Genomic DNA, 20,896 nt, shown 5'->3' on the forward strand with positions numbered 1-20,896 from the left:
CAGTGCAGCAAGTGCGGCAAGAAGCCTGCCGGTCCGGGCGGCATCCTCTGCACCAGTTGCTTCGACAAGATCGACGCGCTCATCGTTAAGTAGCGCGGCGGCTACGCCCGCACGCGCCGGGAAGCCTTCCGCCGAGTCCGCGGCGGAGCGGCCGGAGGCGCGTCCTCGGCCAGCAGCCGCACCACGTTCAGCGAGGATTCAAGCCGGCCCTGCACCTGGACCAGGTCGACATCGCCGACCGGAGAGTTCTTGATCTGGTTCACACGCTGGTGCGAGATCCCGAGCAGGTCGGCGATCGCGCGCTCCGAGAGCTTGCCGCGCAGTGCGGTGATCAGATTGCCCCGGGCCGTGTCGCGCCACTCGGCCATCTCGGCAGCGACTTCTTCCGCCTGGCGGTATTCGTCGACAAGCCGGGAGCCTTCCTCGCCGCCGATGTCGTAGTGCCACGCGACGTGGAACTCGCCTTCGCCGAGCCCGGTCAGGTCGGAGATGATCTCCCGCATCTCCGGGTCGATCTCGGCGAAGCGCTCGAAGTCGGCCGCGCCCACTACTCCCGGCTCCAAGCCGTCGGTCACCACCGCGACCCACAGGTTGTCTTCGCGGGTCACGGTGACCGTGAACGTCGGGTACGCCATCACTTCTCCATCCACTTCGCGCCGAACAGGTGAGACAGTCCGTCCTCGATCGAGCGGAGCACGCCGATCGAGATGTCCCGGGAGTGGCTCGTCAGCGTGAACCGACCGACGATGTTCTGCTCGCTGTTGAGTACGACGAACATGCGGTGCGATCCCTTGCCGCGTCCGGGCAACTCGTCGATCGTGTAGTCGTTGCGCCGGGCGGCGGCGCGGGCCAGCTTCAGTGCCGCCTGGGCCTTCATCCGCTTGTTCACCATGATGGTAAGTCTAGTCAGCTAGACATGCAACCGTCAAGCTAACTAGACGCGCTGATCTGGGGTAACGTCTTGAATGACTCACATCGGCGATCCGAGAAAGGGCAATCCGATGAGCCCCAAGATCTACAGGAAGCACAACTGCAGCGCGAAGCACCGGACCTGGCGAACTCTTGCGGCCTGCATGTGGCCCCAGGCTGCGTGGATCAGTGGCGAGGGCCAGTACGCCACTGTCAGCCGTTGCTCCGAATCGGCTGTGCGACAGGTGGTGTCGGTCGCGCTGCACGACGACCTGGCGAAGGCGAAAGAAGCACTGGACCTAATCAACGCCACCGCATGCGGCGGCCGGTGCGTCAAGGATCACGAACTCATCAAGCTCGAGCGCGACACGTCATCCTGATCCGAACCCCCGGTGATTGCCCCAGGTGATCACGTGTGTCACGCTTACCTCGGGCGTGAGCTATGCCCACCGCCCCATGAACACCACGGCCCCGCCAGGCGCAGACCGGCGGGGCCGTTCTCGTACCCGGGGCTGCCTGGCTGAGTCGGGTAGAGCCATCGGCCCACAGCTCGTCCACGAGCACGGACGCGGATGGCACCCCGCTGAATCGAGTACCTCCAGCAGAACGGCGGCACCTGATGCCCCGTGCCCTCAAGCCGTGCAGCGCCACCGGGTGCCCCGAGCTGGTACCACCAGGCACCGGCCGCTGCACCGAACACCAGCGCACAGCCGAGCAGCGTCGAGGCAGCGCACGCGACCGCGGCTACGACCACCAGCACGAGACCCGGTTCCGCCGGCAGGTGCTGGCCCGCGACCCGATCTGCGTGCTGTGCCGACGCGAACCATCAGTCCACGCTGACCATCACCCGGTCGACAGGCGGACGCTGGTGCTCCGCGGCGAGGACCCGAACGACCGGCGTCATGGCCGAGGGCTCTGTGCCTCATGCCATAGCAAGCACACAGCTGAGGCGCAGCCAGGAGGCTGGAACGCGCGGTGACGATCATGGTTGGTTGCCAACGGATGATCATGCGCTCGCGGAAAGGCGATCACCGGCACCTGATACCCCCTGGGGGGATACCCCCTGAGTGGATCTTCCCCGGACCGCTGGGGAGGCAGTTTTCTGGCTGTACGGATCCCCCAGGTTTTCGATCAAGGAAATCGGGCGGCGGCGCGATGCCGCGGCCCTGACGCTTGGAGGGCGCGATGCCCCCGGTCCCGAAGCAGAACCCGGCTCGCCGAAACAAGACCGCGACCAGGGCGACCCTGACGCGGGTGCACAACGTGAAGATGCCGAAGCTGCCCGAACGGCTGCACCGGTCGGAGGACGGAGTCGAGGTCACCGTCGAGTGGCACGAGATGACGCTCGCGTGGTGGGCGGACATCTGGGCGTCGCCGATGGCGCCGGAGTTCGAGAAGGCTGACAGCCACGGGCTGTATCTGCTCGCGGTTCTGGTGGACGACTTCTGGCGCAACCCGTCCACGGCGCTGGCGGCGGAGATCCGGCTGCAGCGGCAGGGTTTCGGGCTGACGCCGATCGACCGGCGGCGGCTGCAGTGGGAGATCGAGCGGGTCGACGAGGCGCAGGACTCCGGCGCGCGCCGGCGGGCGGCGCGCAAGGAGCAGGCTCCGAAGGAGCCGAAGCCGGATCCGCGGGATTTGCTGAAACTGGCGACGTAGCGTGGCGGGGCTGATCGTCCCGCCGTTCGACGAAGAGCCCTGGCCGACGCTCGGCCCGCAGATCTGTGACCTGATCGAGGACGGCGCGACGTTCGGCCCCGGCGACCTTCGGGGCGATCCTGCGGTGATCGACGACGAGACGCGGGCGCTGTACTACCGGGCGTACGAGGTGTACCCGCAAGGGCACCCGAAGGCGGGCAAACGGCGGTTCAAGCAGGTCTGCTGGTCGCTGCGGAAGGGCACCGCGAAGACCGAGAAAGCGGCGTGGATCGCGTGGGCCGAGCTGCACCCCGAGGGGCCGGTGCGGTGCGACGGGTTCGACGCGTACGGGCGGCCGGTCGGGCGGCCGGTCCGCGATCCGTACATCCCGATGGTCGCCTACACCGAGGAGCAGACCGAGGAACTGGCGTACGCCGCTCTGAAGGTGATGTGCGAGGAAGGCGACCACGCTTACCTGTTCGACGCGGCGCTCGAGCGGATCACGCGCATCGACGGCTCGGGGAAGGCGGTCGCGCTCGCCGCTGCACCGGACAGCCGGGACGGTGCGCGGACGACGTTCCAGCATTTCGACGAGACGCACCGGATGAAGACGGCGCGGTTGTTGCAGGCGCACCAGACGATGTCGGCCAACATCCCGAAGCGGCCCATTGCGGATCCCTGGTCGTTGTCGACTACGACGGCCGGCACTCCGGGCGACGGCTCGGTGGCCGAGACCGAGAAGCAGATGGCCGAGGACATCAGCCGGGGCAAGACGAAGAACCCGCAGTTCTTTTTCTTCCACCGGGAGGCCGGGAAACAGCACGATCTCGACACCGAGGACGGGTTGCGGGCGGCGATCGTCGAGGCGTCGGGCCCGGCGGTCGCGCAGTGGGCGGACATCGACTCGATCGCGGCGCTGTACACGAACCCGAAAACCGACAAGGCGTATTTCGAGCGGGTGTGGCTCAACCGGTGGGTCGCGAGTTCGCGGCAGGTGTTCAACCCGGTCCGCTGGGGCGACCTGTCGCGGGCGATCACGTTCCCGGACGACGATCCGATCGTGGTCGGGTTCGACGGCGCGCGGTGGCGTGACGCGTGCGGTTTCGTTGCGACGCACATCGAGAGCGGGCTGCAGTGGCCGCTGGTGGCGTGGGAGAACACCGAGCTGTCGGACGATTGGGAGATCACCGACGAGCAGGTCGACGGCGCGCTCGCGGAGATCATGAAGGACCGCAACGTGGTCCGGCTCTACGCCGACCCGCCGCGGTTCGAGGCCAACGTCGCGAAGTGGTCGGGGCTGTACGGCGAGAAAAAGGTCGCCGAGTGGTACACGAACCGCCCGAAGCAGATCGGGCAGGCGATGCGCGCGTACAAGACGGCGCAGGTCACCGGCGAGGTCACGAACAACGGTGACGAGCGGATGTTGGAGCACATCGGCAACGCACGCCGTGGCGACCTGAACGTTCTGGATGACGACGACACTCCTTTGTGGACGATCTACAAGGAGCGTCCAGACTCGGAGAAGTTCATCGACCTCGCAATGGCCGGCTGCATTTCCTGGCAGGCCCGGCTCGACGTGCTCGCCAAGGGCGGGTGGCAGAAGAAGCGCCGCAAGGTGGTCGCGATGTGAGTGCGGAGGGGGTGTTCGCGTTGGCGCTGCCGGACACGCCTGAGGAGTGGGTGCAGTTCCTGTCGGAGCGGCATGATGCCGAGCTGCCTGAGCTGGAGATGCTCAACCGGTACTACGAGGGCACGCAGCCGCTGGCGTACATGCACCCGGAGATTTTCCGCGAGGTCGGCGAGCACATCCGCCCGGTCATCATCGGGTGGCCGCAGCTGGTGCCCGATGCGATCGAGGAGCGGCTGGAGCCGGAGGGTTTCCGGCTGCCCGACGAGGACGGCGAGGACACCGACCTGTGGCGGGTGTGGCAGGCCAACGACATGGACGAGCAGTCGCAGATGGGGCGCGTGGACGCCCTGGTGATGAAGCGCTCGTACATCACGGTCGGCACGAACGAGGACGACGCCGACACGCCGTTGGTGACCGCGGAGTCGCCGTTGGAGATGTTCTCCTACATCGACCCGCGCACCCGCAAGGAGTTGGCCGCGTTGCGCCGGGTGACAGAGGGCGGCACTTACGCGCACGAGCCGGAGCGGACGGCATCGCTGTACCTGCCGAATACGACGATCTGGTATGGGCGGGGCGACGGCGGCTGGCGGGAAGACGACCGCGACAACCACGGGCTCGGCATGCTGCCGGTGGTGTCGCTGATCAACCGTGGCCGCTTGTCGGGGGCGCGCACGCTCACGAGCCAGACGCCGATCTCGCCGCGGTACGGGAGGTCGGAGCTGGCTCCGATCATTCCGATCTCGGACGCGGCCTGCAAGATTGCCACGGACATGATGCTCGGCGCGGAGTCGGCGGCGCTGCCGGTACGCGGGTTCTTCGGCGTCGGACCGGACGACCTCGAGGACGTGCAGGGCAACAAGCTGACCGCGATCCAGATGCTGGTGCGGAAGTTCCTCACAGTGCCAATCGGCACCGACGACGGGGCGCGAGAGTTCGCGTTCCCGGCGGCGAACCTGGCAGGGTTCCACGAATCGATCAACGCGCTGGCGCGCATCGCGTCGTCGTTGTCCGGACTGCCGCCGGACTATTTCGGGCTCACCACCGACAACCCGCCCTCGGCGGAATCCCGGCTGGCCGCCGAGATCCGGCTGATCAAGCGGGCGGAGCGGAAACAAACGCCGTTCGGCGGCGCCTACGAGCGCACCGGTCGGCTGGTGAAGCGGTTCCAGACGGGCGAGTGGGACCCGAGATACCGAATGCTGGAGACCCGGTGGCGGGACCCGTCGACCCCGACGGTCGCGCAGACGGCGGACGCGGCGATCAAGAAGTACACCGCCCCGGCGGGACAGAAACCGATTGTCACCCTTCGCCAGACCCGCGAGGACTTGCGCTACAGCGACGCGCAGATCCGGCGGATGGAGAAGGAAGACGAGGAGGCTGACCGCAAGGCGGCCGAGCTGGACCCGATCAGCGTGATCGCGGACCGCATCCAGCCGTCGGCGCTCGAACCGGGACAGGCTCCGGAGCCGGCCGGTGTCGGCGCGTGAGCTGGCGCGGCGGCACTATGTCGCGCGGCAGCGGTTGGTGCGTGCGACCTCGGCGGAGGGCGTGCGGTTGTGGCGGAAGGTCGACCCGGCGAACCTGAGCGGGTCGTGGGCTCCGATGCTGGCGCGGCTGCTCGTGGTCGTGACCGGCGCGCAGCTCGCCGCCGCGCGCACCGCGGACCGGTACGTGTCCGAGATGCTCGCCGCGCAAGGACTGGACCCGGCGGCCGCCGGGCAGGTGGTGGCCGAGTCGCTGGCCGGGATCGCGTCGGACGGGCGTGACCTGGCGTCGCTGCTGCTGAACCCGGTGATCGCCACGAAAAGGGCGATCAGCACTCAGCTGACCCAGTTCGACCGGATCTGGCTCGATCGGGCGCTCGCGGCCGGGCAGGCGTCGCTCGAAATGACGGTGCGGACCCAGGTCGCCGACGCCGGCCGGGTCGCGGACGGGATCGCGGTCGCGGCACGGCCGCGGATCGGGTACGTGCGGATGCTGGTCGGGGACTCGTGCCCCCGCTGCGTGATCCTCGCGGGCCGGTTCTACCGCTACAGCAGCGGTTTCGAGCGGCACCCGAACTGCGACTGCGTCCACATCCCGTCCGTCGAGGACGCCGCCGGCGACTTCACCACCGACCCGCGGCGCGCGTTCGAGGACGGACGCGTGCGCGGCTTGTCCAAAGCGGACGAGCAGGCGGTCCGCGACGGCGCCGATCTCGCGCAGGTCGTCAACGCCCGCCGGGGGATGAAGGTCGCCGGGTCGCGGGTCGAGACCCGCGCCGACGGGACCGTGGTCACCCACCGGGGCCGGGTGGTGAGCCCGAGAGGCCGCACCACGGAAGGCATTACCCGCCGAGGGTTCGCCGGGCAGCGGCTCGGCGGGCGGGAACGGCTCATGCCCGAAGAGCTGTACCGGCGCGCGACCAGCCGCGACGACGCAGTGCGCCTGCTCCGCGAACACGGCTACCTCATGTGACTCCCGACCGCGCGATGCGGACCGGGCAAACCCCTCTGCGATGGAGGAAACCCTTGTGAACACCGACCTTCCCGTCCACCCGCGCACCGGCCTCCGGGCCGTCGGCATCGTCGGCGGCCGCCCCGTGTGGCCGATCTTCGGCGCCGAAGACAACCCGCCGACACCGCCAGCGGGCGGCAACCAGCAGAACCCGGAGCCGCCGAACCCCGGCCCGCCTCCCGGCCAGACGAACCCGGCCCCTCAGCCGACGGGCGATCCGTCGGCTAAGCAGCAAAACGGGGGCCCGAAGCAGGACGAACCCCTCGGCGAGGGCGGGATCAAGGCGCTCCAGGCCGAGCGCGAGGCTCGCAAGGCGCTGGAGAAGAAGCTCGAGGGCCTGGCTCCGCTGCAGAAGCTCGCCGAGGTGCTCGGCGCGACCGGCGACCCCGCCACGGGCAAGACCGAGATCGAGCAGATCACCGAGCGGCTCGCGAATCACGAGACCGAGCTGAAAACCGAGCGCGAGGCTCGGTGGCGCGCCGAGGTCGCGAACGCGAAGAAGCTCACGCCCGAGCAGGCCGCGGAACTGCGCGGCTCGACGGCCGAGGAACTCGCCGCGCACGCCGACCGGCTTCTCGCGCTGTTCCCGGCCGCGCCCGCCGGGGGCAAGGTCCCGCCGCGGCCGGACCCGAGCCAGGGCGGGCAGGGCGGCACTCCGCCGGACCTCGACGCGCAGATCGCCGAGGCCACCAAAAAGGGCGACGTCAAGGCGGTTCTGCGGCTGCAGAACCAGAAGCTCGCCCACGCCAAGCCGTAACACGGGCGCTCCGTGCGCCCAGACTGAAAAGGAGACACCCAGATGTCTGGGATCACCGCACTGGGCACCAGCTACAACCTCCCGAACTACTCCGGGATCCTCTACCAGCTGACCCCGGCCGACACGCCGTTCTTCTCCGCCATCGGCGGGCTGAGCGGCGGCGGCGGGCAGGCCGCGGACTACGAGTTCGAGTGGGAGACCTTCGATCTCCGCGACGCCGCGCAGAACACGGTGCTGGAAGGCCAGGACGCGCCGCCCGAGCAGAACCGAGTGCGCGCGAACGCGACGAACATCCTGCAGATCCACCAGGAGACCGTCGGCGTCTCCTACACCAAGCAGGCCGCGAACCAGCGCAAGTCCGGGCTGAACAACAACCAGTCCAACCCGGTGCTGGACGAGCTGGACTGGCAGACCGAGCAGATGCTCAAGCAGATGGTGCGCGACATCAACTGGTCGTTCATCAACGGCGTCTACCAGAAGCCATCGGACAACACGACCGCGCGCAAGACCCGCGGCCTGCTCTCGGCGATCAGCTCGAACGTGACCGACGCCGCGGGCGGCGTGACCGTGACGGCGACGGCGGCCGCGGCCACGGACCTGATCACGTTCACCGCGCACGGTCTCGCGGCGGGCGACACGGTCACGTTCTCCAGCGTCGGCACCGCGACCCCGCTGATCGCGGGCCAGGCGTACTACGTCCTCGCGGCCGGTTTGACCGCGAACGACTTCAAGGTGTCGCGCACCAAGGGCGGCGCTCCGGTCGACATCACCGCCAACGGCACCGTCGTTTACTCCAAGGGCGTGGCGCTGACCAAGACGATGGTCGACGACACGCTGCAGATGGCCTACGACAACGGCGGCCTCAGCGAGCAGGCCACCGCGACGCTGCTGTGCGGGTCGGCGCAGAAGCGGGCGATCACCAACGCCTACGTCACCGCGGGCAACTACGTCCGCAAGGAGCTGGTCGGCAACGTCGGCGGTGTCACCGTCGACCGGATCGACACCGATTTCGGGACGCTGAACGTGATGCTGGACCGCGCGATGTCGCAGAGCAGTGTCGCGATCGTGTCGATGGAGCAGTGCTCCCCGGTGTACCTGGACATCCCGGGCAAGGGGCACTTCTTCCAGGAGCCGCTCGCCAAGACCGGCGCGAAGGACCGCAACCAGATCTACGGCGAGGTCGGGCTCAAGTACGGCAACGAGCGCGCCCACGCCAAGATCCTCAACCTGAAGTGAGGCAGTCGTGGCGCATCGCGTGATCACGGGCCGCGTGTCCGTGGAAACCCAGGTGACCGACAGCGGCGGTCGCGCCACGGTGGACTTCCACCGCGGCGCGACCCTGCCCGGCGACGTGCCGGACGAGCAGCTGCAGTGGCTGCTCCGGCTCGGCCACATCGAGGACGACGGCCAGGAAGGCCAAGCCGAGGTCTCTGCGTCCGATGAGGACGGAACCGGCGGCGGCGATGGGCAGGTGGATTTGTCCGCGATGGACAAGGATCAGCTGCTCGCCTACGCCGAGGAGCACGGCATCGCCGTCGACAAGCGCCTCAACGAGGACAACCTCCGCGGCGCGATCGCCGTCGCTCAGGAATAGCAGGGGGAGGCGGAGGTCCATGGCGGACATGCTCGCGACGGCCGCGGACCTCCGCGCCCTGCTCGAGGAAGACACGACCTCGCTGCCCGATGCGAAAGCCGAGCTGCTGCTGCAGCTCGCGACCGGCGCGGTGCAGGCGGCGGCCCGGCAGCAGCTCGTGTTCGTCGCCGACGACACCGTGCAGCTGCTCGGCGACACCGACGCCTGGTTCACGCTGCCGCAACGCCCGGTCACCGCCGTCGGCACGGTGAAACTCGACGGGAACACCGTCACCGACTGGAAACGGTTCGGTGCGCGGCTGTGGCGGCGCTGCGGATGGGCGACCTGCCCCGGCGAACCGTCGATCGTCGAAGCGACCTACTCGCACGGATACCAGGACACCGACCCGAACCTCGGGCTCGCCCGGTCCGCCGTGCTCGCGGTCGCGGCGCGGATGTTCGCGAACCCCGTCGGCGCGACCGGCATGTCGATCGACGACTTCTCCCAGCAGTTCGGCCAGGCCGCCAGCAGCGACCTCTCCGGGCTCGTCCCGGCGAACCTCGCGAAGTCGCTGCGACGCGCCTACGGTGCCCGCGCCGGGTACGTGAGGCTCTGATGCGGGTCCAGCGCCTCGTCGCCGCCGGCCGCCGCGCCGCCGAGGCGCTGATGCTCGACACCTGCCGGATCCGTCCGGTCACCGGCGACACCACCGACCCTGACACCGGCCAGGTGACGCCGACGTACGGGGACCCGGTCTACATCGGGAAATGCAAGATCCAGGCTCAGAAAGCTGCACTTCCCAGCAATCCTGACGCGGGCGAGCACCGGTGGGCCGTCGTCCCGGTCGAGCTGCATCTGCCTGTCGCGGGCACGGCGGCGGTCGTGACCGGCCTGGTCGCGGAGATCACTGCGTCCGGCGACCCCGCGAACGTCGGCCGCCTCTTCCGGATCCGCTCCGGCGACCGGAAGTCGCTGCAGACCGCGATCCGCTGCCAGGTGGAGGAAATCACCGGCTGAACCCTCTGGAGGTGCCCGTGTCCGACGTGGACATGTCGCAAGTCGACCAGCTGGCGCGGGACCTCGAAGCGGTGCCGGAGGAGACGCTGCCGAAGTTCAAGAAGGTCGTCGCCAAGGGCGCGGTGAATGTCAAGAACGGGATGCGCGCGGACGCGCAGGGACACCCGACGTTCCGGCACTTCCCGCGGTCGATCACCTACGACACCACCGATCAGGGGCTCGGCGCGGAGATCGGGCCGGACAAGAACCTGATCCAGGGCGCGCTCGGGAACCTACTTTTCTTTGGCAGCTCGAAAAATGCGCCCGTGCTCGACATCAACGGGCCGCTCAACAAAGAAGCCCCGCGGTTCGCCGACGCAATCGCGGACGTGGCGGAAGACATCCTCTGAAAACCCCGGCGTCTGCTGGAACAGACCCGGGGCACGGCTCGACTGGTTGGAGTCGAACATGCCCAGCGTAGACGAACGCTTCTGGTCCAAGGTCGACCGCAACGGCCCAGTGCCCGAGCACAATCCCAGCCTCGGGAAATGCTGGGTCTGGACGGCTTACCTCATCTCCAGCACCGGCTACGGCCTGTGGGAGTACGGCGGCCGGAAGAACGGCGTGCGCACCACCGCGCATCGCTACTCCTACGAAACCCAGGTCGGTCCGGTGCCGCCGAAGTGGCACGTCGACCACCTGTGTCGAAACCGGGCGTGCGTGAACCCGGCTCATCTGGAAGCGGTGACACACGGGGAGAACCTGCGCCGTGGCTACGACGCGCGCGGGCTCAAAACGCACTGCAAGAACGGGCACGAGTTCACCCCGGAGAACACCTACTACGCACCTACGCAACGGGTGTGCCGGACGTGCAGGCGGAAACGGATAGCCGACTTCCGCGCGAGACAGCGGGGAGGTGCTGCTGCATGACCGGCCCAGTTTCCGCGCACCACGCCGCGGTCCTCGGTCTGCTGCAGGGAGGTAGTCCGCCGTTCACCGTCTACGACGGGCAGGTCCCGACCCAGCCGAGCTTCCCGTACGCGGTGCTGTACATGGACACCGGGATCGACGACGAAACGAAACTCTGCCGGGTCCCGGACAAGGCGGTGTTCCGGTTCCAGGTCACCTCGGTCGGGCTCACCGTGCCGTCGGCGCTGGTCGTGGTCGACCAGACCCGGGCCCGTGTCCTCGGCGTCCGGGCGGGCGTGCCCCAGCGGTCGCTGAACCCGATCCGGAAAGAAACCAGCCTCCCCGTCCGCGAGGACCGGGACGTCACCGACACCGCCACCCAGCGCCACCCGTGTTTCGCGGTGGACACCTACGTATTCGAGTCCTGGAAGGACTGAACCGATGGCAACTGTTCCCGTTCAGCAGGCTCAGATCGGCGGTGTCGTGCTCACCGCGACCGCCGCGACCGCCGGGCCGGACAAGGTTCTGCCGGGCGACCGGACGATCCTGCTCGTCAACAACGGCGGCGCGTCCGCGATCACCGCGACCGTGGTCGTTCCCGGCAACACCAAGTACGGCCAGGCCGAACCGGACGTCACCACGATCTCCATCGGCGCCGGGAAACTCGGCGCGATCGGCCCGCTCCCCGCTGATCTCGCGGGCAGCGACGGCACCGTGTCCGTGACGGTGTCCTCGTCCGCGTCGGTCACGCTCTCTGCGGTCCGGGTCTGAGCCATGGCAGCGACATTCGTGCGTGCCCGCTGCGACGAGACCGGCGCGGTCGCCGCGCTGCCGAAGGCCGCCCTCGAGGCCGGGATGTGCCCCGGGTGGGTCGAGGCAGACGGGCCCGTGCCCGACAAACCGAAACCCGCCGCATTCGCCCCGCCCGCCGGGGCCGACGAGTCGAGCACCGACACCGCGAGCGAGTCGCCGCGGGAAACCAAGAACACCCCGGCCGGCGGGTCGTCGGCCGACAAGAAGGAGTGATCCCATTGGGCGACATGCTCTCTGACGGCCGCAACAAAGTCAGCTTCGTGCCGTCGATCGCGAACATCGCAGCACCCACCACCGCCGAACTGACCGCGGGCACCTCCCTGGAGTGCCTGATCATGGCCGACGGGCTCGACATCTCCACCGACGAGTCCGCGGTGCAGGCGTCGAAACTCTGCGACACCGTCGACGCCGAGCAGCCGGGCCGGTCCAAGACCACGATCCAGCTGACCTGCGTCCGCAAGGACGTCCCGGCCGAGGACGTGGCATGGACGCTGCTGCAGCGCGACCTCACCGGGTACGTCGTAGTGCGGCGCGGCGTCGCGCACGACACCGCGTTCGCCACCGGCGACAAGGTCGAGGTGTACCCGGTGAAGTTCGGTGCCCGCCGGCCGCAGAAGCCCGAAGCGAACGGCGTCGAAAAGTTCATGAGCCAGGGCTACAACACCGGCGCTCCCAACCTCGACGCCGTCGTCGCCTGAGACCCCGGGCCGCCCGGTACTCGACTCCCGGGCGGCCCGGCCTACCCCTTTCCTGAGTCGAGACAACACCCTTTGAGTCGAGGAGACCCACCGTGGACATCGACGCCCTGATCGCTTCCGCGACGCTGCCCGAAGAAGTCGTGCCCTTGTGCCTGCGCCCGGATCTGCGGAAGCGGTTCGAACAGCTTGATGCTGAGCTGGCGAGGCAACGTCTCGGCCGGGCGACACTCGCGCCGACCGCGGAAGAAAAGAAGCTCGCCGACGATCTGCAGGCCCTTGAAGCGGAGATCGCCAAGCACACACTGCAGGTTCGATTGCGTGGGCTCACGCACGAACCGTGGATGAAGCTCGTCGCCGAGCATCCGCCGCGGCCGGACACTCCCGGGGATCTGGCCATGGGGATGAACCTCGAGACGTTCGTTCCCGCGCTGATCCTGGCGGAGATGGTCGAACCGGAGATGACCGTCGAGCAGTTCGACAAGCTGGTCGACGTCATCACCGACAACCAGTACGAAAACCTGCAGAACGCCGCGTGGTCGCTCAGCCGCGTGGACCGGGACGGCGTGGTTTTCAGCCGAGCCGCATCGCAGGTGACGCCCGGCACCGGCGAGAAGTCGCGGCAGCAATCCGACTCGGGGTCTCCCCGTCGCGCTTCGCGGGCGAAGAAGCCCAAGAGCTAACGGAATACGAGTACGACAGCAACGGGCGGCTGCTCCGCGCGGTCACCACCCGCGCCCCGGAGTGGACGGACACCGATCGGTCGCTGGTGCTGGCGTACCTCGATTACGAGCGTCTTGTCTGCCGCGGTTGCGGCGGCTACCTGCCAGAAACCACCAGCCCGGACAACGAAGGCTCCTACCACGCTGAGCCACCGCACCGGTGCCATCGCTGCACTGCGATCGAGAAGCAGCGCAAGGAGTACGAGGACGCGCCGCAACCATCCGCATTGGTGGTGTGGCCTGCTGAGCTGAGGAGGCGGAATGGCTGACCGGACCGTCTCGGTGAAGCTGCGCGCGGACATCGCCGACTATGCCGCGAAGATGCAGGCCGCGGGGAAGAGCACTCGCGAACTCGAAGCAGCTGGCCGGGACCTTCGGAAAGCCATCGACGAGGAGGCCGACGCAGCTGGCCGCGCCCGGGTCTCTGAGGCTCGACTGGCTGAGGTACGGAACAACTCCAAGTCCACAGTCACTCAACTCGCCGCTGCGGAGGAAGAGCACGCCTCAAACCTGCGGAAGGTAGAGGCCGCGGCGCTCCGGACGGAGGAAGCGACAAAGCGGTACGCGAAAGCACAGCGGGACGCCGAGAACGACGTCGACCGGTCCGGCAAGCGTGTCGAGCAGACAATCTCCCGTGTGGCGGCGCGCGCGAACGCCGCGTTCGACGCGAAACTCTTCCTCGGCCTGTCGGTCGGTCTGCCTGCTGCGGCCGCGATCGGCGCAGCAGGCGTCGCTGTTTCGCTGGCGGCTCTCCCTGGGCTCGTGGCAGGCGTGGGTGCGAAACTGCTGTCCGGCAACGACGCAATCACCGAGTCCTATGGACGACTGGCCGACGACGTCATCGGGGACGCCAAACGGATGGCCGGGGTTCTCGAAGGGCCGCTCGTCGAAGCGTCGGGACAACTGCGGGAGTCGTGGGAGAAGCTGCGCCCGGAGGTCGACGGCGTTTTCAAAGCGAGCGCGCCGGCTGTCAAGGAATTGGTCGGTGCCGTCACGGACTTCGCCGAGAACGCGATGCCTGGCGTGGCGATCTCGACTGCGCGCTCATCGTCGGCTATCAGCGGATTCCGTTCCCTGGTCGGCCAGACCGGCGCGGGGCTGTCGGACTTCCTGATCAATGCGTCGTCTGAGTCCGATGCTGCAGGCAACAGCATGGTGAAGCTCGGTGGTGTCGTCCGGGACCTGGAAGGGTTCCTCGGGCAGCTGCTGGCCAACCTGGCTGCTGGTTCGAGCGGACCGCTGGACCAGTTCCGCGGCGCGCTGAACCAGGTCGAAGGCATCGCGCTGACGTTGACCTCGTCGGGGATGCCGTTGCTGCAGAGCACCACTTCCGGGTTCCTCGGCACGGTCTCCGGCGGTCTCGCGATCGTGCAGGCGTTCGCCAGCATGCTGGGCTCGTGGACGGCACCGATCGGCCAGGTCGGCGGCTCGCTGCTCGCGACGAACGGGATCGCGAAGATTTTCGGCACTTCCTTGGCGGAGACTGGTTTTGGGCTGAAAGCGTTGACGCCGCAACTGGATGCGAGCGGTCAGCGAACCAACGCGTTCAAGCAGTCCCTGGCTGAGGCCGAATCGGCTGGCACGTCGAAGTTCAAGGCCGGTATGGGCGCGCTGGTGACGGGCGGATTCAACCCCCTGGGCGTCGCACTGAGCCTCGGCGGTCTTCTGCTCTCCGTGTGGGGCAAGAAAGCGCAGGACGCCGCGATCCGCGCCGCCGAGCAAAAACAGGCCGTCACCGACCTGACCAAGGCCTACCTGGAGGACAACAACGCGATCGGCGCGAACGTCCGCGCAGCGACTCAGAAAGCGCTGACGGACAGCAACGCGTTCCGCAACTCGCAGGTGTTCGGCGCCGGCGTGAAGCAGACCAGCGAAGCCGTGCTGAGCGGCGGTGCCGCGCTTGACGCCTACAACCAGCAGGCCAAGACCCACATCTCGGCGCTGCTTTCGACCACCAAGACGAACCGGGACATGATCCCGACAGTCCTGGAAGCAGCGGATACGTTCGCCAAGCAGGGCGGCAACGCCTCCGATCTGGTCAACCAACTGTCCGCGGTCCGGTTGCACAACCTGAACCTCACCGACGCGCAGAAGGCGAATCTGATCCAGACGCTGGACGCGATCACATCGACCAACCAGGAAGCTCGTGCGCTGCAGGAAGCGGGGCAGAGAGCGGAGGAATTCGCCAAGGCTCAGCGGTCCGTCGAATCCGCGGTTGCGCGCGGCACCACGCCGGCGATGTATGCGGCGAACGTCGCGGTAGCCGACCTCGATAGCGCGTTCGAAGCGCTGAACGCGACTGCCGGGGACACGGCTACCAAGGGCCAGAAGATCATCGACATTCTGCGCGTCATGGCCGGCCAGGCTCCATCGGTCGAGGAAGCCATGCAGGCGTGGAACGACGAGCTGCGCGACATCGGCAAGAACTTCAAGGGCTTGAACCTGCGGGGCCACATCAAGGATCTGATCGACTCCGCGGGCGCGGTCAATACGACCAGCGAGGCCGGTTCCAAGCTGCAGGACGTCTTGCAACAGAGTGCTGCGAAAATGGCGTCGGTCGGACAGGCGATGAAGGACGGCGGGTCGTCTGCGGACGAGATCACCGGCAAGCTCGGCTCGATGCGCGACGAGTTCGCGAAGCAGCTCAAGCAGTTGGGGCTCAACGATTCCCAGGTGCAGAAGCTGCTGCAGCACTACGGCTTGGTCCCGGCGGACATCGTCACTACGCTCGGTTTGGAAGGCGACACCGAGGCGCAGGACAAGATCAAACGGGTCGTCTCGGACCTGACCAAGCTGCCGCCGGGCGCGTCCGTGAAGCTGACCGCCAACGACAAGCAAGCGGTCGACGCGCTCGGGAAGCTCGGCTACCAGATCGTCAGCCTGCCGGACGGCACCTTCCAGGTGTTCGCGAACACCGCAGAGGGCAAGCACGCCGCGGACGTGCTGATCGCGAACATCAACCAGACCAAGGGAACCGTGTCCGTCTACGGCAACACGGTCCCTGCGGGATCGGCAGTGGCGAACTGGCAGACCGTCACGAATCGGACGGAAGGCAAGACGCGAACCACGACCGACATCGACCCCGCGACGGGCAAGGTGCGGCAGTGGAAGCAGACGACCGATTCGACCGGTGCCACTACGACCACGTTCGCAACGACCGACCCGGCCACCGGGGCGGTGCGGCTGTGGAAACTGAACGCTGACGGTACCTGGGCTGAGGTGCACGCCAAGGCCGATGTGCGGGAGGCCGAGGCCGCGCTGAACCAGGCCGCCCGCGACCGGTCGATGAAGATCACGGCGACCTACAGCATTCCGGTTATGCCCCGCGGAGCGAACCGGGCTGACTTCGCAGCCGACGGTGGTCTGATCACCCACCACGGTGTGAAGCGGTACGCGGGCGGCGGCCCAGTCGACGTCACCGCCGGAGGTTTGCTGTTCGGGCCAGGCGGACCGCGGCAGGACATGATCCCGGCGTGGGTGTCGAACAAAGAGTTCGTCGTCAACGCGAGGGACACCGCTCGCAATCTGTCTCTGCTCAAGGCGATCAACCGCGGTGAAGACCCCCCGCTGCAGCGGCAGATCCTTGCTGGAACGGCGTCAGTGCAGCATTTCTCGCCGCGGATCGTGATCCAGCAACCAGCCCAGTCATCAGGCCGGGGTGGGGATGTTCCGCCGGTGATGATCCACACCGCGGAGTCGGATCCGCATCGGATCGCGGCGATGGTGTCGAGTCAGCTCGCGTGGATGCTGCGGTGAGGGGGCTCTCGTGGTGCTGACCGACCGGATGCAGGAAACGTTCACGATCGGGTCGTGGGCGGCCGGCGGCACCGACGCGTTCGGGTGCCGCTGGTCGGTCCCTGAAACGGATCTTCGCAACGGCACTGGCCGCAAGACCCATATCACCGAGCGGCCTTTCGGGTCGGGCGCGTACCGGTCCCGCTCGTATCTGGCGGGTCGGTCGATGTCGCTGCAGGGCTGGTGCATGCCGGTCGCCGGCGATCCGTGGCCGATGCTGATCGACGCGCGTCGCCGGTTCATGGGCTTGTTCCCGGAGGGGTCGCAGCAGCTGCTCGTGGTCGACGACGGGGTGCTGCCGCGGCAGATCACGGTCGAGTTGGCCGAGGCGGGCCGTAAGTGGTCGTGGTGGGACGCCAACGGCGGGGCGGATTGGCAGCTCGACCTTTACGCGGCGGATCCGCGGTGGCTGTCCACTGTGGAGCGGACAGCGCAGGCGACGCTCGCGAACGTCTCCGCTGACGGCCTGGATTGGGCGGCGGGTTCCCCGGGTGGTCTCGACTGGGCGGCGGGCTCGCCGGGCGGCCTGGACTGGGGCGTGTCCGGCAACGGCACGAACGTGCTGGCGATGCAGAACGACGGCACGGCGACGACGTGGCCGCTGCTGCTCATCACCACGCCGTCGTCGCTGCAGAACCCGACGCTGGTCGACCCTGCCACCGGCGGAATCCTCGCCTACACGGGGACGGTCGTCGCGGGCCAGACGCTGAGGATCGACTGCTCGCCGTTCACCACGACCCCGGTGACGCTCGACGGCGTCGACCGCACCGGCGCGCTCGGAAGCGCGCGGTTCATCAGCATTCCGCCCGGGGCGTCCCGGGCGATCCAGTTCACCGGCATCGGCGCGGGCCAGGTCCAAGCGTTCTGGCGCGACGCCGACGAATAGGAGGGGGCCGGGATGACGACGAACGCCAGCGCCACCGGCGCGTGGACTCTGCAGCAGCGCAACAACGCTCGCCAAGGCCGGGCGCTCCTTCAGAGCCTTTTCCTGGGGGCCTCGCAGAACGCGCCGCTGTCGGCGAACCGGTCCGGGGTGATCAGCACCGCGAGCGACGGCACGCAGGCGTACGACTTCCGGGTCACCGTGTCGTCCGGGCTGACGATGACGGTGCAGCCCGGAAGCGCGGTCGTGAACCGCCCGGGCCAGGGCCCGTACACGGCGTGGCGGGTTCCCGCCGCGGTCAGCGTGACCTGCGATCCCGCGCCCGCGACCAACCCGCGCAACGACCTCGTCGTCCTCCGCATCTACGACGCGGCGCTCGGCGACGTCGTGCCGGCGGAGGGCCCGGTCGCGATCCAGGTCATCACCGGCAGCCCGGGGCCGACTCCGGCCGACCCGGTGACGGCGGACTCGACCGGCGCGGTCACCAACTGGGCCACCGCGCCCGTGCCGTCGCAGGCGGCCGGCGGCGGCGTGGGCATCATCCTCGCCCGCGCGCAGGTGTCGACAGGCGGGACGATCACCCTGACCGACCTGCGCCGCTCCACCGGTCTCATCGGCGGAGTCCGGGTCCTGCTGCCCGGTGACTCGCTCACGGATCCGGGCTACATGCCGGGAGATCTCAGCTGGTACAACGGGATCCGGATCTGGGACGGCACGACGTGGCGCGGCCTCACGCCGAAGACGTACCAGACGCCGAAGTTCGCCTCAGTGACCGTGAGTACGTTCCCTTTCGCGCTCGCCAGCGTGTCCATTCCGGACCCGGGATGGCCGTACCAGCTGGATTTCGACGCGCAGCTCGCGATGACGTGCGGCACGGGCGGGGGTTTTGATTTCGTGCCCCGCGACGGCAGCGCGTCCGGCGCGAACCTGGCGGGTCCGCTGTCGATCCAGCCTGCCGACGGCAGGACCGGCACCGTCGCGCTGCCCTACACCTACGCCGGCGGTTCCGACAACGTCCTGACCGGCGCGCGGACCGTGGTCATGGCCCTCAACCGGTGGACCGGTCCCGCGGGCAACAACGCCGTCATCAACGGCAACCCCGGTCACCGCCTGACCGTCACAGTGAAGCCAGCATGACCGCACCCGCCGAACGCGAGTACTCCGCCGTCGCCTACGACACCGTCACCGGCAAGGTCGCCGCCGACCTCAGTCTGGCGGCCGAGCCGGAATGGGCGGCGCAGATCAACGACGCCGGATTCTGGAAGATCACGGTGCCGATCGACGGCGCGGAACGCACCCGGCAGGTGCGAGAGTGGTGCGTCCCGGACAAGACCAGCGTCGCGGTGCTGCGGGGCGATCAGGTGTGCCAGGCGGGGCCGATCACCCCGTACGAGCCGTCGTCGGACGAGGCCGTGTTCACGGTGTCGGGCAAGGGGATCTGGGACATATTGGACCGGCGCGCGCTGCACAACGCGGCGTGGAACCCCGGCGCCGGGCAGCGGCTGACCGACCCGGCCGCGGACGTGACCCTGACCGGCACGCTGTGGCGGATCGCCCGGGAGATCGTCAACCACCAGATCAACATGTCCTATATCCCGGGTTCGAATCTGCCGATCGACCTGCCGGACATCGACCCGGCCGGGACGAACACCCGCACCTACCACGGCTACGACATCGCGCCCGGCGGGCAACGCCTGCGCGAGCTGACCCAGGTGGACGGTGGGCCGGACGTGTTGTTCCAGCCCTACCTCACCACCGTCGGCGGCGCCCGCTACATCCGGCACCGCATGCTCATCGGCACACCGTGGCTCACCCAGCCCGGTGTCGACCTGCGGTTCTTCTACCGGCGCACGCTGACGAACCTGGCCATCTCCGGCGGGATCCGCTCGACCGCGACCCGCGCGATCGTCAAGGGCGCCGGGCAAGAAGCCGGCCAGCTCTACGGGATGGCGAGCGCGACGGACCTGATCTCGTCCGGATGGCCGCTGACCGACGACATCAACACGAGCCACACCGACGCCAGCGTCCAGTCCACTCTGGACGCCTGGGCGACAGCGAACCTCAGTCTGGCCGCCGGGCAGCCCCAGCAGTGGCAGGCCACGGTGCTGGCCGACGCGGACCCGCAGCTGGGCTCCTACACCCCGGGCCATTTCGTCACCTACTCGGTGACAGACCACATCTGGCTCCCGGACGGGAACTACCGGTGGCGGCTGATCGGGACGTCCCGCGGCGGCTCCACGCCGCGCGACCGCGTCGACCACCAGCTGCAGGCTGTCCGCGCCGACTAGGAGGTGTGCCGTGGTCGCCAACGACCGGGTCGAACGGCCCGACTCGCCGGACTTCCTCAAGAACAAGATCCGCGAACTCGAGGAAAAGATCGACGCGCTCACCCGCCAGTCCAAGTTCCCCTTCTCCATCGGCCACAACGGGGTAGCGGACTTCGAGGTGCTGCCGGACCCGAACGACCCGAACGGCGGCGCCAAAGTCAGGATCTTGAACGGGGCGGGGCAGCCGATCTTCGAGACGTTCTACTCGATGGTCTACTCCGGTAAAGCCGCCCGGATGCTCGACCTGTCCGGGACCACGATGTGGTCGCTCGACGAGAGCGCCGGGTACGGGTTGTCCAACCCCGGCATGTCGATCACCTTGGGCGGGCAGGCCAGATGGGGCTACGGCGGCAATACCACGGCCGGTACCGCGCAGGTCGTGGCCGACGGATACGGCGGCGCTTTCAACCCGGCGTTGTGGGTCGGAGCCGAACTCAACCTTGAAAACGGCACGCTGGCGAGCACGTTCAACATCTGGGTCGAGGTCCTTCTTGCCGGGTCTGTGATCGCTTCATCCTCGACCGACGCGCAGTCCGTGGCGGCGAACACGACCGACATCAGGAGCATCAGCAAGATGCTGCTGCTCCCGCAGAGCGCGATGCAGAAGACCATCGAAGTCCGCATCAGGGCATGGAACTCCACCGGCGGCAACGCTTTCTCGCAAGTATTCCCCCGGCAGTGCCAGGGGATCTCGAAGGCTTTCTACGACGTCAACCCCGCCTACCACTGACGGCGCGACCGTCCACTGTGCAC

At 68.3% G+C, this 20,896-nt stretch carries 24 protein-coding genes; 22 read left to right on the top strand and 2 right to left on the bottom strand.

The annotated features are described in order from the left end of the window. Positions 1-101 precede the first annotated feature (101 nt). Together F9C11_RS21710 and F9C11_RS21715 are read right to left on the bottom strand one after the other, a co-directional pair. The gene (locus tag F9C11_RS21710; RefSeq protein WP_409186709.1) at positions 102-635 is read right to left on the bottom strand and encodes a MerR; all 534 of its coding nucleotides are present in this window, start codon (positions 633-635) and stop codon (positions 102-104) included. Next, positions 635-892 carry a hypothetical protein gene (locus F9C11_RS21715; protein WP_409186710.1) on the bottom strand — a complete coding sequence of 86 codons (258 nt, stop codon included), beginning with the start codon at positions 890-892 and terminating at the stop codon, positions 635-637. Before F9C11_RS21715 ends, F9C11_RS21710 begins: the two co-directional genes overlap by 1 nt. A gap of 73 nt (positions 893-965) precedes the next feature. On the opposite strand from F9C11_RS21715, the gene F9C11_RS21720 reads away from it, so the two are divergent. The 22 genes from F9C11_RS21720 to F9C11_RS21825 all read left to right on the top strand — a co-directional run bounded on the left by F9C11_RS21720 (position 966) and on the right by F9C11_RS21825 (position 20,873). After that, positions 966-1,289: a hypothetical protein gene (locus F9C11_RS21720; protein ID WP_409186711.1), complete on the top strand. Its 324-nt coding sequence runs from the start codon at positions 966-968 to the stop codon at positions 1,287-1,289. An 805-nt stretch (positions 1,290-2,094) separates the two neighbouring features. Then, on the top strand, positions 2,095-2,568 hold the full coding sequence (locus tag F9C11_RS21725) for a hypothetical protein (protein WP_409186712.1): 474 nt from the start codon (positions 2,095-2,097) through the stop codon (positions 2,566-2,568). Position 2,569: 1 nt separating this feature from the next. Further along, on the top strand, positions 2,570-4,177 hold the full coding sequence (locus F9C11_RS21730; protein WP_409186713.1) for a terminase: 1,608 nt from the start codon (positions 2,570-2,572) through the stop codon (positions 4,175-4,177). After that, a complete protein-coding gene (locus F9C11_RS21735; RefSeq protein WP_409186714.1) occupies positions 4,174-5,664 on the top strand; it encodes a phage portal protein in 1,491 nt (496 codons plus the stop codon). Before F9C11_RS21730 ends, F9C11_RS21735 begins: the two co-directional genes overlap by 4 nt. After that, entirely contained in the window at positions 5,651-6,634 is a 984-nt protein-coding gene (locus F9C11_RS21740) for a hypothetical protein (RefSeq protein ID WP_409186715.1), read from the top strand. The genes F9C11_RS21735 and F9C11_RS21740 overlap by 14 nt, the downstream gene beginning before the upstream one ends. 40 nt (positions 6,635-6,674) lie before the next feature. Further along, positions 6,675-7,430, top strand: a complete 756-nt coding sequence (locus F9C11_RS21745) for a hypothetical protein (RefSeq protein ID WP_409186716.1) — start codon at positions 6,675-6,677, stop codon at positions 7,428-7,430. Positions 7,431-7,472: 42 nt separating this feature from the next. After that, positions 7,473-8,666: a DUF5309 family protein gene (locus F9C11_RS21750; RefSeq protein WP_409186717.1), complete on the top strand. Its 1,194-nt coding sequence runs from the start codon at positions 7,473-7,475 to the stop codon at positions 8,664-8,666. 34 nt (positions 8,667-8,700) lie between these two features. Continuing rightward, entirely contained in the window at positions 8,701-9,024 is a 324-nt protein-coding gene (locus F9C11_RS21755; RefSeq protein WP_409186718.1) for a hypothetical protein, read from the top strand. A 19-nt stretch (positions 9,025-9,043) separates the two neighbouring features. Beyond that, entirely contained in the window at positions 9,044-9,619 is a 576-nt protein-coding gene (locus F9C11_RS21760) for a hypothetical protein (RefSeq protein WP_409186719.1), read from the top strand. Further along, the gene (locus F9C11_RS21765) at positions 9,619-10,020 is read left to right on the top strand and encodes a DUF6093 family protein (RefSeq protein WP_409186720.1); all 402 of its coding nucleotides are present in this window, start codon (positions 9,619-9,621) and stop codon (positions 10,018-10,020) included. Before F9C11_RS21760 ends, F9C11_RS21765 begins: the two co-directional genes overlap by 1 nt. 17 nt (positions 10,021-10,037) lie before the next feature. Next, the gene (locus F9C11_RS21770; RefSeq protein ID WP_409186721.1) at positions 10,038-10,409 is read left to right on the top strand and encodes a hypothetical protein; all 372 of its coding nucleotides are present in this window, start codon (positions 10,038-10,040) and stop codon (positions 10,407-10,409) included. A 58-nt stretch (positions 10,410-10,467) separates the two neighbouring features. Further along, complete coding sequence (locus tag F9C11_RS21775; RefSeq protein ID WP_409186722.1) at positions 10,468-10,929, top strand: HNH endonuclease signature motif containing protein; 462 nt, start codon at positions 10,468-10,470, stop codon at positions 10,927-10,929. Next, positions 10,926-11,345: a hypothetical protein gene (locus tag F9C11_RS21780; RefSeq protein ID WP_409186723.1), complete on the top strand. Its 420-nt coding sequence runs from the start codon at positions 10,926-10,928 to the stop codon at positions 11,343-11,345. The genes F9C11_RS21775 and F9C11_RS21780 overlap by 4 nt, the downstream gene beginning before the upstream one ends. 4 nt (positions 11,346-11,349) lie before the next feature. Then, positions 11,350-11,679, top strand: coding sequence for a hypothetical protein (locus F9C11_RS21785; RefSeq protein ID WP_409186724.1), 330 nt, complete (start codon positions 11,350-11,352; stop codon positions 11,677-11,679). A 3-nt stretch (positions 11,680-11,682) separates the two neighbouring features. Further along, entirely contained in the window at positions 11,683-11,934 is a 252-nt protein-coding gene (locus F9C11_RS21790) for a hypothetical protein (protein WP_409186725.1), read from the top strand. 14 nt (positions 11,935-11,948) lie between these two features. Then, on the top strand, positions 11,949-12,419 hold the full coding sequence (locus F9C11_RS21795) for a hypothetical protein (protein ID WP_409186726.1): 471 nt from the start codon (positions 11,949-11,951) through the stop codon (positions 12,417-12,419). Between the two features lie 92 nt (positions 12,420-12,511). Then, positions 12,512-13,099, top strand: a complete 588-nt coding sequence (locus F9C11_RS21800) for a hypothetical protein (protein WP_409186727.1) — start codon at positions 12,512-12,514, stop codon at positions 13,097-13,099. 300 nt (positions 13,100-13,399) lie between these two features. Next, complete coding sequence (locus F9C11_RS21805; RefSeq protein ID WP_409186728.1) at positions 13,400-16,894, top strand: hypothetical protein; 3,495 nt, start codon at positions 13,400-13,402, stop codon at positions 16,892-16,894. A 10-nt stretch (positions 16,895-16,904) separates the two neighbouring features. After that, positions 16,905-17,819 (top strand): phage distal tail protein, encoded by a 915-nt coding sequence (locus F9C11_RS21810; RefSeq protein WP_409186729.1) that lies wholly within the window; start codon positions 16,905-16,907, stop codon positions 17,817-17,819. A gap of 12 nt (positions 17,820-17,831) precedes the next feature. Further along, the gene (locus tag F9C11_RS21815) at positions 17,832-18,953 is read left to right on the top strand and encodes a hypothetical protein (protein ID WP_409186730.1); all 1,122 of its coding nucleotides are present in this window, start codon (positions 17,832-17,834) and stop codon (positions 18,951-18,953) included. After that, entirely contained in the window at positions 18,950-20,104 is a 1,155-nt protein-coding gene (locus F9C11_RS21820; protein ID WP_409186731.1) for a hypothetical protein, read from the top strand. Before F9C11_RS21815 ends, F9C11_RS21820 begins: the two co-directional genes overlap by 4 nt. Before the next feature lie 10 nt (positions 20,105-20,114). Then, positions 20,115-20,873, top strand: a complete 759-nt coding sequence (locus tag F9C11_RS21825; protein WP_409186732.1) for a hypothetical protein — start codon at positions 20,115-20,117, stop codon at positions 20,871-20,873. Positions 20,874-20,896 lie beyond the last annotated feature (23 nt).

Source organism: Amycolatopsis sp. VS8301801F10 (assembly GCF_046195355.1).
GTDB lineage: Bacteria > Actinomycetota > Actinomycetes > Mycobacteriales > Pseudonocardiaceae > Amycolatopsis.